Origin of the sequence: Rhodovastum atsumiense, assembly GCF_937425535.1 — a bacterium.
GTDB lineage: Bacteria > Pseudomonadota > Alphaproteobacteria > Acetobacterales > Acetobacteraceae > Rhodovastum > Rhodovastum atsumiense.
Window position 1 is genome coordinate 5,111,647 of the sequence record NZ_OW485601.1, and the last position, 12,517, is coordinate 5,124,163.

Below are 12,517 nucleotides of genomic sequence, written 5' to 3' on the forward strand. Positions count from 1 at the left end.
CGAGAGAATCGCGGTTGCTGACATCACGCAACCCCAGTGTACCAACCAATCCTCCACCACAAGCGATTGGAATAACTCGCTTTATTGTTGCAATTCCATTCCGGGTCAGCCTCTGAGACATCAACACGACGGCGCATTGATGAACTCCAGAGGGATGTGAGCAGCCACCATCCCCGGCGTTACGTTCAGCACATGGCTTCGGCCAGTTCTTGTCGTGACGGCCATGCACCCGGCCGTCACAATTCTGCAGATCATGAGCGATAGAAAGAGGACGAGCATGAAAAGGCGAATGTTAAATTCAGCCATCATATGCTGTGTCTTTCGGCGCTGCTTTAGAGCCCCGGCGATTCCATGGAGGATTTAGACTCTTAATGAGGCCGCTTTCTACACCAAGAAGCAAGTCAACGGGAAGTTTGCAATATGAATGCTCTTCTTTTGTGGAAATAATCCGTGTATAAACCTTCACATTTCCAAGATTATTTATAGAATTTGCAAGCGCATGGTGCACTGGTCTCTTATTTGGTGCCAAATTACGCTGATTCCTCATGTACTCTCGTAGCCGTTTGCACAGGCTTTGTTCTGCAGATCCTACATACAGAATACGTTCGTCCTCGACGAACAGATAAATGCCGGGAGCATCTGGGAAAGCGCCATCGCACACCGGATGACCTTGGTCACTTCGTCGCCAAGTTCCTGTATGGCAAAACCCACTTGCAATAAGGTGGTTCAGGGTCTTTGGGTCGGGCGAGTTCAGAATAAGTTCAGGCATTTGCGGCGTGTGTCCAGGGAGTGAAGCGATGGATTATCGTTTCGCTGAAGATGATAGCGTGGTCGCACATAGAAGCATCATGCTTTGGCATATGCCTTCGGCCCCGGCGCCCCGAAGGCCGCGGCGCTGGGGCGCCAGTTGGGCAGCTTGTCCACGAGCTGCGCCCGCAGCTCGCCGACCTTGGCCGCGGGGCGGATGCCGGCGGCCTTCGCCGCCTCCCGCAGCACCGCGGCGGAGCAGGTGACCAGGAACGGCTCGGTGTCGAAGCGGTCGAGCTTGGCGTCCGCATCGAGGAAATGGCCGATCCACTCGGCGACCACGCCGCTGTCGCCGCGATAGCTCCGGCGGGTGGCATCGGGCGGCTCCGCCGACAGGCAGAGCGCCAGCGCCTCGGCGACGATGTCCTCAATCGCCTGGCGCGGCATTACCCCCGGCGTGACATGGCCTGCCGGCGAGACGAGGCCGTGAACCAGTTGTTCAAACTGACCGGGTTCGTCGATGCCGCGCAGGCTGACGTTGGGGGCCGTCAGCACCAGCGCCAGCAGCGGCGCCATTTCCTCCAGTGGCGGCCTGGTGTCGCGGTCGCGGAGCGCTGCCTGCAGCGCGGCGGTTTTCGCCGCTGCGACCATCTGCAGGCCGGCCTTGGTGATCCCGACCGGTTCGGGCTCCGCGGTGGCCGGCGCATCAGAAGCGTCGTCGCGGTCTGCGTCCTCGTTGCCAGTCTCCACGCCCTCGGTGGGCGCATCCTTTGCTGGTGCTGCCTTGGCTTTCTCCGGCTTCACCAGCTTCACGACCGTGCCGGTGACCTTCCCGTAGCTCTGGCCTTCGTCGATCCCCCACAGCACCAGGCGTCCGCGCTTCGGCTGCATCGGGTCGGCCTGATATTCGATCTCGCCACCTTTCGGCAGCTTCAGCGATCCCGTCTTGGTGTGCTCGGCGAGCTGGTAGGTGACGCCCTTCGGCGGGCAGAGGATGCGCGCCTCCAACGCCTTCTTTTGCATGCGCATGAAGCCGACGGCATCGTCCGTGTAGCTCTCCGGTTCGTAGGCCGGTGCGAACAGGTCTTCTTCGAAGACCACGCCGCTGGTCTCGATCGGGAAGATGGCGCGGCTTGCTGGAATCCGGCGCTCGCTGCAGGCCTGTGCCAGGGCCCACCAGTCGATGCAGCCCCGGTTGGGACCGCTGCGGCTGCGTGCCTTCTTCAACGCCGCGGCCTGGCGCTCGAGCGGCGCCATCGCGATCCGGGCAAGCTGCCTGTGGTTCGGCCAGTTGCCGTGCGCCATCTCCGCCAGCAGGTCGGGGTGCAGCCGCGACAAGCGGTCCAGCTTGCGCCCCTCCCATTCATTCAGGCCAAGGGCGGCGGCCGCCGCCGGCAGGGTGTAGCCTTCCTGCTGCAGCCGGGTCATCACGCGCCACTGGTCGAGCGGCGACATCTCCGCCCGCACCATGTTCGCCGCGGCCGATGCCGCGCTGACGAATCCGTCCTCGGCTTCAGCCAGGATCGCGACCGGAGCTTCGGCCAGACCGGCGGCGACGCCCTGGGCGCGCCGGCGCTCGCCATCGACGATGCGATAGCGGTCGCCGGCCGGCACCACCAGCAGAGGCTGCAGGATGCCGAGCGTGGCGATGGACGTGCGCAGCGCTGTGTCGGCCTCGGTGGTGGCCGGGATCCGCCGTACGTTGTCGAGCGGCGGATCGATCTGGTCGAGCGCGATCTTCATGCCACGCCTCGCAATTCCGCTGACGAAGGCTTGGCATTTTGGCGATGGTGCGGGCACGGCAGCGTGGTGACGTTGTCCGCCGGCAAGGCATCGAGATCCGCGACATTGCGCGGGGCCAGCCAGATTCGGTTGCCGGGCTGCAGCTCCACCAGGACCTGCAGCACCACAGTGCCGAGCCGGCGCTCGCCAATGGCAGTGGCCGGGCCGATCGTGCGTCTCCAGCGATCGAGCACCGCCACCTTGCGGTGCACCGTCTCGATGTCGCGGATTGCTTGCGGATGCGGGCCTGTGCTCTGGGTGGGATGAAGGAGCATCTCACGCCTCTGGAGAATCGAGGGATTGAACATCGTCGCGAACCAGGTCGGCGCCGATCCGTGGCAGCGCCGGCGCCTGCATCACGTCACCCGGGTTGGCGCCTGTTCGGCGAGCAGCTCACCCAGCCGGCGATAGCCGTGCGCGACGCTGTGCAGGCAGTCCTGTGCGGCGATCTGCGACAGCTCGATCAGCGCGTCGTAGGCGCCCAGCAGGGCGTCGGAGTTGATGGCCGGGTTTCGCAGCAGGCGCAGCGCCATGGTGCGGATGTCACGGCTGATCACCAGACCCTCGGCCTTGATGACGTGCTCGACGGCTCCGGCCTGCTGGTGGGCCAGTTCAACGGGGATCATGCGGAGTGGCTTCCAACGGCGACGCCGGCGGCCGCCGCGGCGGCATCGAGCGCCAGGACTTCCTGACGCGTCATCCAGCGTTCGGCAGAGGTGGTGTCGCCGTGTCCTTCGACGGCAACGGTCTGCGCGACGAAGAGCCAGCCGCGCACGGCACGCTCAAGCCCTTCGATGCGGGGCTCGCCACGCAGATGCGGCAGGCTGACCGGACCACGGGCGCGGCAGGCGTCGCATTCCACCCATTGGGCACCGGTGAGGCGCGACCGCTGCGGCCAGGCTGTGCGCTTGGTCGCGCGGCAGAATGGACAGGCATAGGGCGGGCCGGGAAGCTGGACTTTGGCGCTTTTGGATGGGGGATGGTCATGCGTCCGCGCGCATGAAGCTGGCCCTATTTGCGTTTGAAGCGGACGCGATCCATCGCTCCCGCGGCCACGGCGGCGCGATAGATGCCGATCGCGAAGCGCGGGTCCCCGGCAAGAACGTCCCCCTGAAGGCGTCTCAACGCAGGTGCCCTGGTGAACACTTCTGCCATCAGTTCCGGAAGTGTCATCAGGTCTGGAAGGATCGGCACGATGATGCGAGCGGTCATCGCGAAGCTCGCGGGCTGCAGGAGACGCGCAGCCATCTCCATTCCCGGTGGCGCATTCTTTTCCATGGCCTCGTCGACCAGCCAGGTCTCCTCGTCCCGCAGCAGATCGCGCAGGATCAGGCCCGTGGTCGGGTGCCGCCGCTCGATACGCCACAGGGAGAAACGCGCCCGGCGCATCGCCGCGAGCACGATCGCTTCGTCGGAGCCGAGCGCGAACCGTGCGACCTGGGCGTAGCGGTCGAGCGGGTGTGAACGGCCCAGCCTGGGCAGATAGATGGCCAGATCCTCCGGCAGCGTCAGTTCATTGTCGCTTTCGAGCACCACCGCCTTGCCCTCGGTCATGTCGAGGCGCCTGGCCCAGTCGAGCAGGACGTCTTGGGCGATGATGTCCAGGACGGCCTCGTGCTGTTCCTTGCTGATCTGACGCAGGCGGCGGTAGCGGGCCAGGATCTCGGAGCGGGGCATCGGTGGCGGCCCGGGAAGCGTCGTCGGGCTGACTGGGGGCTGTCGCGCGCGCAAAAGCGAGGCCATCGGGGCGAGCAAGCGGTGAAGCGGCACTGGTGGCGACCCGACCATTCCCCATCCTCCTCTCACGGGAAAAGACACGGTATGGCCTCGCGGGGGAGGGAGCCATGGCGAAGATTGACGCGTCCAGTAGCACCCGAACGATGGAGATGTGGCTGCTGCCGTTCGCGGCGATGTTCACGCAGCCGTCGTGGCTGAACGCGGTGGCGCTGGCGACCGGGGCGTTGCTGTGCCTGAACCGGCGGACGGTGTGCGCGGCGCTGCGGGCGGTGGATGGCGGCTCGGACCGGGGGTTCAGCCGGTTCCATCGGTTCCTCTCCCGCGCGGAGTGGTCGGGCCTGCAGGGCGCGAAGATCCTGCTCGGTTTGCTGCAGGAGGCGTTCGTGCCGGAGGGCGAGCCGCTGGTGATCGCCGTCGACGACTCCGTCGAACGGCGGCGCGGCGTCAGGATCCGCGACAAGGGGATCTGGCGCGATGCGGTGCGGTCGAGCCGCGGCTTCTTCGTCAAGGTCGCGGGCCTGCGGTGGCTGTCACTGCAGGTGATGGCCAGGCCCGGCTTTGCCAGGCGCACGTGGGGGTTACCGTTCCTGACGGTCCTGAGCCGCTCGGAGCAGACCGATGCCAGGCGGACGCGGCGGCACCAGACACTGCCGGAGAAAGCCACCTGGGCCATGCGGCTGGTCGCCCGCTGGTGCCCCGGCCGACGGCTGGTGATGGTGGGGGACGGCGCCTACGCCAGCCTGAATGTGTTCTGGACGCTGCGAGACCACGCGGTGTGCGTGGCACGCTGCCGCATGGACGCGCGCTTCTTCAACCCGCCCCCGCCACGCAAAAGGGGCCAGAAAGGCAGGCCGCGCTTGGTCGGCACCCGTCAGCTGACGCCGCGGACGCGGGCTTTGCGGAAGGCCACGAAGTGGGAGCGCATGATCATCCCAGGATGGCGGACGAAGGACGGGAAGGCAGAGCGGGAGGTCGACGTCGTGACCGGCACGGCCCTGTGGAGCGCGCACGGCAAGACCATGCCGGTACGCTGGGTGCTGACCCGGGACCCGGCCGGGCGCGCCGAGACACGCGTGTTTGTCTGCTCGGACCCTGGGCAATCCGCGTTGCAGATCCTGACGTGGTACGCGATGCGCTGGGCAGTCGAGCCCACTTTCCAAGAGGCCCGGCGCCACCTCGGGTTCGAGACACAGCGCCAGTGGTCGGATCGGGCGATCCAGCGAACCACGCCATTGCTGCTCGGCCTGTTCTCGCTGGTGATGCTATGGGCCGCCGATCTGGCCGCGCGGACCGGCCAACTCGCGATGCTCGGCGCTGCCTGGTACAGGAAGCCGGACCCGACGTTCGTGGACTGCCTCGCCGCTGTCAGACGGGTGCTGTGGACAGAGGAGGCGGTGAGCCCGATCCTGTGGCGGGACGATTATCCGACTTGGCGGATGCGCGCACGAACCGCCGAAAATCCCAGGCCCCTGCAGCAGCGTCTGGCCGAGTTGGTGTCCTACGCCGCTTGACCTCCCCCGAAAGGGCCAAAGTCGAGATCACGACCGACGGGCCATCGGCCGCAAGGCGGCCTCCCTCACGGTCGCGCCGTGCGGCGAGGCATGCCTGGTCGTCGCCGTCGTCACCCGCAGCATCCACTCACCGGCGCGGATCTGGTCAGTGTAGGCCGAGAACGATGGAAAGAACTCCGCCAGCGTCTCGATCGGCGAGGCCTGGCCCGCATCCTGCGCGCACAATCCGCCACGGTCCGGCCTTTGCGCCGAAACTGCATAGCCAATGTGCCTTCGCCGGTTACACACTGATTCCTTAATCCGGCACACACGGAGCCGCAGCCCCGGCGCGGCTGAATAATGGCAAGGCAAAATCGGGAGAGGCCTGATGGCAACTGGCCTATTGAGATCGACTAGGTTTGCCGTAGTGGCGGCCGGAGTTGCTCTGGCAGCCATTACCGCTATGGTCACCCCAGCAGCGGCCCAGGCTCCGGCGAAACCGCCGAACATCCTGGTCATTATGGGCGACGACGTGGGATGGTTCAACATTGGCGCTTACCACCAGGGCATCATGTCCGGCAAGACGCCTAACCTCGACAGGCTGGCCGCCGAGGGGTTGCGTTTCACCGATTACTACGCCGAGGCAAGCTGCACCGCCGGCCGGGCGAACTTCATCACCGGCGAGTTGCCGCTGCGCACGGGTCTGACGACCGTTGGTCAGGCCGGAGCCTCAGTGGGCCTTCCCGACGAGGCTGTAACGCTCGCCACCGTCCTGAAGTCGATGGGCTATGCGACCGGACAGTTCGGCAAGAACCATCTGGGCGACCTAAACAGGTACCTGCCGACCGTCCACGGCTTCGATGAGTTCTTCGGCTACCTGTACCATCTCGACGCCATGTCCGATCCGTACTGGTACTCTTACCCGCAGGACTGGATCGAGAAGACCGGTCCGCGCAATCTGGTGCATTCCTACGCGAGTGACGTCGACGACGCCACCGTCCAGCCGCGCTGGGGCAAGGTGGGCAAACAGAGAATCGTCGATGAAGGCCCCCTGGCGCCGTTCCCCAATATGGCGGGCCGGCAGGGATGGCAGCACGGCCCCAGCGCCAAGTACAACATGGAGACCTTCGACGAGGTGCTGGTCGGCGCCAGTTCGGCCTTCATGGACAAGGCAAAGCAGGCCGGCAAGCCATTCTTTGTATGGCACAATACCACACGCATGCACGTGTTCACCTATCTCTCTGCTAAATACCAGGGGCTGATGAACCCACAGAATAACTACGGCCTGGAAGAAGCCGGCATGGCGCAACTTGACGATAGTGTTGGCGTGCTGCTGAAGCACCTGGAGGATATCGGCGAGGCTGAGAACACGATTGTGATTTTCACAACCGACAACGGTGCCGAAGTGTTCACCTGGCCGGACGGAGGCATGACCCCGTTCAAGGCGACCAAGGGAACGGTCTACGAGGGCGGCTTCCGCGTGCCGGCGATCATCAGGTGGCCGGGCAGGATCAAGGCGGGTAAGGTCGAGAACGGCCTGTTCTCCGGCCTCGACTGGCTGCCGACGCTGGTCGCCGCCGCCGGCAACCCGAACATCACCGACCAGTTGCTGAAGGGGGTGAAGCTGGGCGACCGCACCTACAAGAACCACCTGGACGGCTACAACCAACTCGACCTGCTGCTGGACCGGGGGCCGACGAAGCGGCACGAACTGTTCTATTTCGGCGGACCGCATCTTGGCGCCATCCGCATCGATGACTTCAAGTACCGCTTCTTCGAGCAGCCCTATGGCTGGCCGGGCGAAAAGGTCACGACGGACATGCCAACCATCGTGAACCTCCGTCAGGACCCGTTCGAGCGGACACCGTCGATCCGTGGCGAAACACTCAATACGCTTGGCGGCGGTTACATGAACGACTTCATGGCCCGCGAGTTCTGGCGTTTCGTCGTGGTTCAGAAAGTCGTGGCGGACCTGGCCCGGACGGGCATCGATTACCCGCCAATGCAGGCTCCTGCCTCCTTCAACCTACAGGCCGTGAAGGAGAAGATCGACGAAATCGTGAAGAGCCACCAGGCGCAGTAGCCGATCGCCGTGGCGGTGCGCCCGGGCGCATCCGCTACCTGACCGGTGCAACCGTCGAGGATCGGTTCTTCCGAGTACTGAAGATGCTTGTGCTGCACGACGACACAGCGCGCGAGTACGGCCCACCCGCGATGATAGAGAGAGCAGACGAACTCGCCATGGCGGGGGCCGATGGGGCGCGGTGGGGTTATCTACCGGCTCCCGGCTGTAACGGCGGCACGCACAACCGTTCGCCCAGCCTCTCAAGAAGCGGGGGGGGTATTCTGGCCATGACGGATGTCGAGATGGTTCCGTACTCTCGGTTGGTCGTTCCGGCGCCGCTTTTTGGGGTGTCCGTGCGCGGCTGGCAGACGTGCCCTTCGCCTCAAACAGAGGAGGACCTACCGGGATGTCGATCGGCGACCCGCGCTTCTTCGCCAGAAGCGGACCATACCCACTTGCTACCGTTGCCAAGGCGGCAGGCGGCACGGCGCCCGAGGCCGATCTGCTGCTGACGGGTGTCGCTCCATTGCAGGCCGCCCGGCCTGATGAGGTGAGCTTCCTCGACAACCGGCGTTACGCCGCGGCGCTTGAGGTGACCTCGGCGGGCGCGGTGATCGTCCATCCGGACATGATCGCGCGGGTGCCGTCAGGGGTGGTGCCGATCGTCACGCGAAACCCGTACGAAGGGTGGGCGCGGGTGGCTGGCCTGTTCCACCCAAAGGCTCCGGATGCTCCTGGCATACATCCCACGGCGTTCGTCGATGAGCGGGCGCTGATCGATCCCTCGGCCGGGATCGGGCAGTTTGCCCTGGTGGAAGCAGGGGCCGAAGTCGGCGCCCGCTGTCGGATCGGGCCCTACGCCGCCATCGGTGAGGGCGTGGTCATCGGCCCCGACTGCCGGGTTGGCGCGCACGCGAGCCTGAGCCATGCCATTGTCGGTGCACGGGTCTATGTCTACCCGGGCGCGCGCATCGGGCAGGAAGGCTTCAGCTTCGCACACACCGAAGACGGCTTCCTGTCGGTCCCACAGCTCGGACGCGTGGTCCTGGGCGACGATGTGGAGGTCGGCGCCAACACCACCATCGACCGGGGTTCGACAGGTGATACGGTGATCGGTGCGGGCTCGCGCCTCGATAACCTCGTGCAGATCGGGCACAACGTCTGCCTTGGCCGATGCTGCGTCATCGTGGCGCAGGTGGGCATCGCAGGCTCGACGGTGCTCGGCGACTTCGTTCAGGTCGGTGGGCAGGCAGCTATCGCCGGGCACATCCGCATCGGGCAGGGAGCCAGGATCGGAGCGCAGGCGGGCGTGATGTCGGACGTGCCCGCTGGCGCCGCCCTGGTCGGCAGCCCCGCCCAGCCGAGGCAGCAGTTCTTCCGGCAGGTAGCCGTCCTGAAGCGCATGACCCGTCGAGGACTGTGACACAGCCTCACACGGAGGGCTTGCGTGGCCACGAAGGTCTGGTTTGGGGCGGGAGCGACCATTGAATGATGAACAGCCCGATATGTTCGATTTCCTGGAAGCGGATGTACTCGTCCTCACGGCAGGACCCTGTCACACCCCTTGGATTGTAAGAAGCCGCAGGATGGCCTTGCTCCGGTGGCTGGTGACTCTCGTGCTCCTGCTCGGGGTGGCGTGGCTGTCGCCGTTGCGCGCGCAGGAGGCGCCGCGGTTCGTGGGTGCGAAGGCCTGCGCCGCCTGCCATCCTTCCGAAACCAGCCTCTGGAAAGGCTCGCACCATGCGCGTGCCATGCAGGAGGCGACGCCGGCGACGGTGCTGGGCGACTTCAACAACGCCAGCTTCACGCAGTTCGGCATACCGACGACGTTCAGCCGCGCCGGAGACCGTTTCGTCGTGCGGACGGAGGGGCCCGACGGCTATCCCCACGAGTACGACGTTGCCTATACGTTTGGCGTCGATCCGCTGCAGCAATACCTCATCCGCTTTCCCGGTGGCCGGCTGCAGGCGCTCGGCATCGCCTGGGACGCCAGGCCGAAGGCGTCGGGTGGCCAGCGCTGGTTCGGCCTGTATCCCGAGCAGCGGCTGCGCGCCGGCGACCGGCTGCACTGGACCGGACGTGACCAGACCTGGAATTACCAGTGTGCCGACTGCCACACCACCGACCTTCGGAGGAATTTCGACCTCGCCACCAACGCCTACGCCACCGCTTTCACGGATGTGGATGTCGCCTGTGAGGCGTGCCACGGCGCCGGCTCGGTGCACGTCGCCTGGGCCGAGGTCCGGCCGAAGCCGCCTGTCCCGGTGACGCCGGGCGACCGCATGGGGCTGGCGAACTGGCTGCGCCCGACGGACGGAGGCGGCTGGGAGATGGACGTGCAGACCGGCATCGCGCACCGGACCGCGCCGCTCGCCTCGACCGAACCCGACACCTGCGCGCCTTGCCACATGCGGCGCAAGAAGCTGCTTGACACGCCCCTGGTCGGGGCGCCGCTGCTCGATGGGTATCTGCCCGCACTGCTTGACCCCGGTTACTATTTTCCGGATGGGCAGATCGATGGCGAGGTGTTCGAGTACGGCTCGTTCGTGCAGAGCCGCATGCACCAGGCCGGGGTCACCTGCTCGAACTGCCATGAGCCGCACGGTCTCAGGCTGAGGGTGGAGGGTAATGCGGTCTGCGGCCAATGCCACATGGCCGCCCGCTTCGATTCCACGGCCCACCACCATCATGAGCCCAGCGGCACTGGAGGTCAGTGCGTCAATTGCCACATGCCGACCCGCACCTACATGATCGTGCACGACCGTCACGACCACTCCCTGCGGGTGCCGCGGCCCGACCTGTCGGCGTCGCTCGGCACGCCGAACGCCTGTACCCAGTGTCATGCCGATCGTCCGGCCGATTGGGCCGCGCGCGCAGTTGCCGCCTGGTACCCCGCCGGGCGGCGGACCACGTCGCATTTCGGCGCCGCCTTGCAGGCCGGCCGAACGGGGGCCGCCGACGCGGAACGCCTGCTCGATGCGCTGATTCTGGACGCGGGCCAGCCGCCGATTGCGCGCGCCACCGCCCTCGGCCTGCTGCGGAACCGGGCGACCGGCACCTCGGAGGCGGCGGTGAAGGCGGCGATCACCGATCCCAACCCGCTGGTGCGAGCGGCGGTGCCGCGAGCGCTGCCGGCCGCGCCGGGGCGTTCCATGGTGCAAGGAGTGGCGCCGCTGTTGAACGACAGAGTGCGGGCGGTGCGGGTAGAAGCGGCGCGGGCACTGGCCGGCACGGAGGCACAGATGACAGACCCGCAGCGCGTCGCCCTGGCACGTGGCCTGCGGGAGTTGCTGAACGCCGAGTTGGTCGATGCCGACCGGTCCGAATCGCATCTCAATATCGGCCTGCTGTACCTCCGCCTCGGCCAGGCCACGCAGGCTGAGGAGGCCTACCAGACCGCGCTGCGGCTCGATCCCCGCTTCGTGCCGGGCATGGTCAATCTGGCCGATCTCGATCGCATGCGCGGCCGTGATCAAGAGGGGGCGGAACTGCTGCGCCGCGCCATCGCCATCGAGCCGGGCAACGCCGATGCCTGGCATGCCCTGGGCCTGACGCTGGTGCGCCAACGCAATGCCGCGGACGCGCTGCAGGCGCTGCGCCGCGCGAACGAGTTGGCGCCCGGCAATCCGCGCTACGCCTATGTCTACGCCGTTGCGCTGAACTCGGCCGGGATGACGAAACAGGCAATCGCGGTGCTGGAACAGGCGCACCGGCAGCATCCGGCCGACCGCGACGTGCTGCTCGGGCTGATCACGATCGCCCGGGACAGCGGTGATCCCGACGCTGCGCAACGCTATGCGCGCGATTTGGTCGCGCTGACGCCATCGGACCCACAGGCACGCCTTCTGCTCGAGCAACTCGGGCGCCGGTAGGCACATACCTCAGAAGCAGAATACAACGGCGAGGATCGGTGTGAGTCAGCCACGGTCGAGGTCGACATGTTCCCACGTTGCTTTCTTCAGCACCCTCTGCCTGCGCGTGCCACTGACCACCAGCAGGGCGAGCGCGGCCGCGGCGCTCATGCACGGCTCGGCGTCGAGCGCGTGCATGAGCGCCTGGGTCTGCTCGGCGGTGAGATGGCGGTCGCGGTGCTGCTCGGGGAGCATGCCGGGTGAGGCCGCGGCGTTGCGCCCGTCGAACAGGCCCCACCGCAGTGCCAGGTTCAGCATCGAGCGCAGTGTGGCGAGATGGCGATTGACGCTGGAGGCCGAGAGCCCTTTGGCGATCAGCGCGCGGCGCAGGGCGGCGACGTCATGCGGGGTGATTTCGTCGAGGCGCCTGCGGCCGAGCATGGGCAGGATGCGGAGGCGCAGGTAGGCCTCGTAGTTGCCGGTGCTGCGCAGGCGCTCCCGCACGTGCGGCAGGTAGCCGTCCCGGGCGAAGTCGGCCAGGGTGGGCACGGCGCGCAGCTTCGCCCGCTCGGCGACCGGGTCGGCGCCCAGGCTGACCGAGGCCTTGATCTGCTCGGCTTTTCGCCGGGCCTGCTCGGCGGTGACGTCGCCGAGGCGTCCGAGCTTGACCTCGCGGGCGCGGCCGCGCGCGTCGGCGTAGCGGAGGTAGAAGGTGGTCACCGACCGGCGGCGCTCGGCGATGAAGCCGTGGAGGGCGTCGTCGAAGATGCGCTGCTTGGCGGTGCCCTCGGGCAGGGGCGGGAGGCCGCGGAGCAGGGCGGTGGTGAGGCGGGGCATGGCGTTGG

12 protein-coding genes are annotated in these 12,517 nt (G+C 66.6%); 4 read left to right on the top strand and 8 right to left on the bottom strand.

Going from position 1 to position 12,517, the window contains the following annotated elements; genetic code table 11:
- Nucleotides 1-298: 298 nt before the first annotated feature.
- The 6 genes from NBY65_RS23045 to NBY65_RS23070 form a co-directional block, all read right to left on the bottom strand.
- Nucleotides 299-769: a GIY-YIG nuclease family protein gene (locus tag NBY65_RS23045; RefSeq protein ID WP_150043072.1), complete on the bottom strand. Its 471-nt coding sequence runs from the start codon at nt 767-769 to the stop codon at nt 299-301.
- Nucleotides 770-846: 77 nt separating this feature from the next.
- The gene (locus tag NBY65_RS23050) at nt 847-2,490 is read right to left on the bottom strand and encodes a ParB N-terminal domain-containing protein (RefSeq protein WP_150043073.1); all 1,644 of its coding nucleotides are present in this window, start codon (nt 2,488-2,490) and stop codon (nt 847-849) included.
- Nucleotides 2,487-2,804 (bottom strand): hypothetical protein, encoded by a 318-nt coding sequence (locus NBY65_RS23055; RefSeq protein ID WP_250265731.1) that lies wholly within the window; start codon nt 2,802-2,804, stop codon nt 2,487-2,489. Before NBY65_RS23055 ends, NBY65_RS23050 begins: the two co-directional genes overlap by 4 nt.
- Nucleotides 2,805-2,885: 81 nt before the next feature.
- Nucleotides 2,886-3,155 (bottom strand): hypothetical protein, encoded by a 270-nt coding sequence (locus NBY65_RS23060; RefSeq protein WP_150043075.1) that lies wholly within the window; start codon nt 3,153-3,155, stop codon nt 2,886-2,888.
- The gene (locus NBY65_RS23065) at nt 3,152-3,391 is read right to left on the bottom strand and encodes a hypothetical protein (protein WP_150043076.1); all 240 of its coding nucleotides are present in this window, start codon (nt 3,389-3,391) and stop codon (nt 3,152-3,154) included. Before NBY65_RS23065 ends, NBY65_RS23060 begins: the two co-directional genes overlap by 4 nt.
- Before the next feature lie 149 nt (nt 3,392-3,540).
- Nucleotides 3,541-4,206, bottom strand: coding sequence for a hypothetical protein (locus NBY65_RS23070; RefSeq protein WP_150043077.1), 666 nt, complete (start codon nt 4,204-4,206; stop codon nt 3,541-3,543).
- Nucleotides 4,207-4,373: 167 nt separating this feature from the next.
- Here NBY65_RS23070 and NBY65_RS23075 point away from each other — a divergent pair, with 167 nt between their 5' ends.
- Nucleotides 4,374-5,777, top strand: coding sequence for an IS701 family transposase (locus NBY65_RS23075; RefSeq protein WP_150043078.1), 1,404 nt, complete (start codon nt 4,374-4,376; stop codon nt 5,775-5,777).
- A 27-nt stretch (nt 5,778-5,804) separates the two neighbouring features.
- Here NBY65_RS23075 and NBY65_RS23080 read toward each other — a convergent pair whose 3' ends face one another.
- Entirely contained in the window at nt 5,805-6,002 is a 198-nt protein-coding gene (locus tag NBY65_RS23080; RefSeq protein ID WP_150043079.1) for a hypothetical protein, read from the bottom strand.
- Between the two features lie 217 nt (nt 6,003-6,219).
- On the opposite strand from NBY65_RS23080, the gene NBY65_RS23085 reads away from it, so the two are divergent.
- The 3 genes from NBY65_RS23085 (at nt 6,220) to NBY65_RS23095 (ending at nt 11,693) form a co-directional block, all read left to right on the top strand.
- Nucleotides 6,220-7,839 (top strand): arylsulfatase, encoded by a 1,620-nt coding sequence (locus NBY65_RS23085; RefSeq protein ID WP_203330624.1) that lies wholly within the window; start codon nt 6,220-6,222, stop codon nt 7,837-7,839.
- A 388-nt stretch (nt 7,840-8,227) separates the two neighbouring features.
- Nucleotides 8,228-9,244, top strand: a complete 1,017-nt coding sequence (gene lpxD, locus NBY65_RS23090) for a UDP-3-O-(3-hydroxymyristoyl)glucosamine N-acyltransferase (RefSeq protein ID WP_150043080.1) — start codon at nt 8,228-8,230, stop codon at nt 9,242-9,244.
- Nucleotides 9,245-9,407: 163 nt separating this feature from the next.
- Nucleotides 9,408-11,693 (top strand): tetratricopeptide repeat protein, encoded by a 2,286-nt coding sequence (locus NBY65_RS23095; protein ID WP_162530740.1) that lies wholly within the window; start codon nt 9,408-9,410, stop codon nt 11,691-11,693.
- A 45-nt stretch (nt 11,694-11,738) separates the two neighbouring features.
- On the opposite strand, the gene NBY65_RS23100 is transcribed toward NBY65_RS23095, so the two are convergent.
- Nucleotides 11,739-12,509, bottom strand: a complete 771-nt coding sequence (locus NBY65_RS23100) for an integrase family protein (protein ID WP_150043082.1) — start codon at nt 12,507-12,509, stop codon at nt 11,739-11,741.
- Nucleotides 12,510-12,517: the final 8 nt, after the last annotated feature.

Bases quoted from the DNA above. Each gene is read 5' to 3' on its own strand.
- NBY65_RS23045 (WP_150043072.1), bottom strand. From the start codon at position 769: ATGCCTGAACTTATTCTGAACTCGCCCGACCCAAAGACCCTGAACCAC.
- NBY65_RS23050 (WP_150043073.1), bottom strand. From the start codon at position 2,490: ATGAAGATCGCGCTCGACCAGATCGATCCGCCGCTCGACAACGTACGG.
- NBY65_RS23055 (WP_250265731.1), bottom strand. From the start codon at position 2,804: ATGCTCCTTCATCCCACCCAGAGCACAGGCCCGCATCCGCAAGCAATC.
- NBY65_RS23060 (WP_150043075.1), bottom strand. From the start codon at position 3,155: ATGATCCCCGTTGAACTGGCCCACCAGCAGGCCGGAGCCGTCGAGCAC.
- NBY65_RS23070 (WP_150043077.1), bottom strand. From the start codon at position 4,206: ATGCCCCGCTCCGAGATCCTGGCCCGCTACCGCCGCCTGCGTCAGATC.
- NBY65_RS23075 (WP_150043078.1), top strand. From the start codon at position 4,374: ATGGCGAAGATTGACGCGTCCAGTAGCACCCGAACGATGGAGATGTGG.
- NBY65_RS23085 (WP_203330624.1), top strand. From the start codon at position 6,220: ATGGTCACCCCAGCAGCGGCCCAGGCTCCGGCGAAACCGCCGAACATC.
- lpxD (WP_150043080.1), top strand. From the start codon at position 8,228: ATGTCGATCGGCGACCCGCGCTTCTTCGCCAGAAGCGGACCATACCCA.
- NBY65_RS23095 (WP_162530740.1), top strand. From the start codon at position 9,408: ATGGCCTTGCTCCGGTGGCTGGTGACTCTCGTGCTCCTGCTCGGGGTG.
- NBY65_RS23100 (WP_150043082.1), bottom strand. From the start codon at position 12,509: ATGCCCCGCCTCACCACCGCCCTGCTCCGCGGCCTCCCGCCCCTGCCC.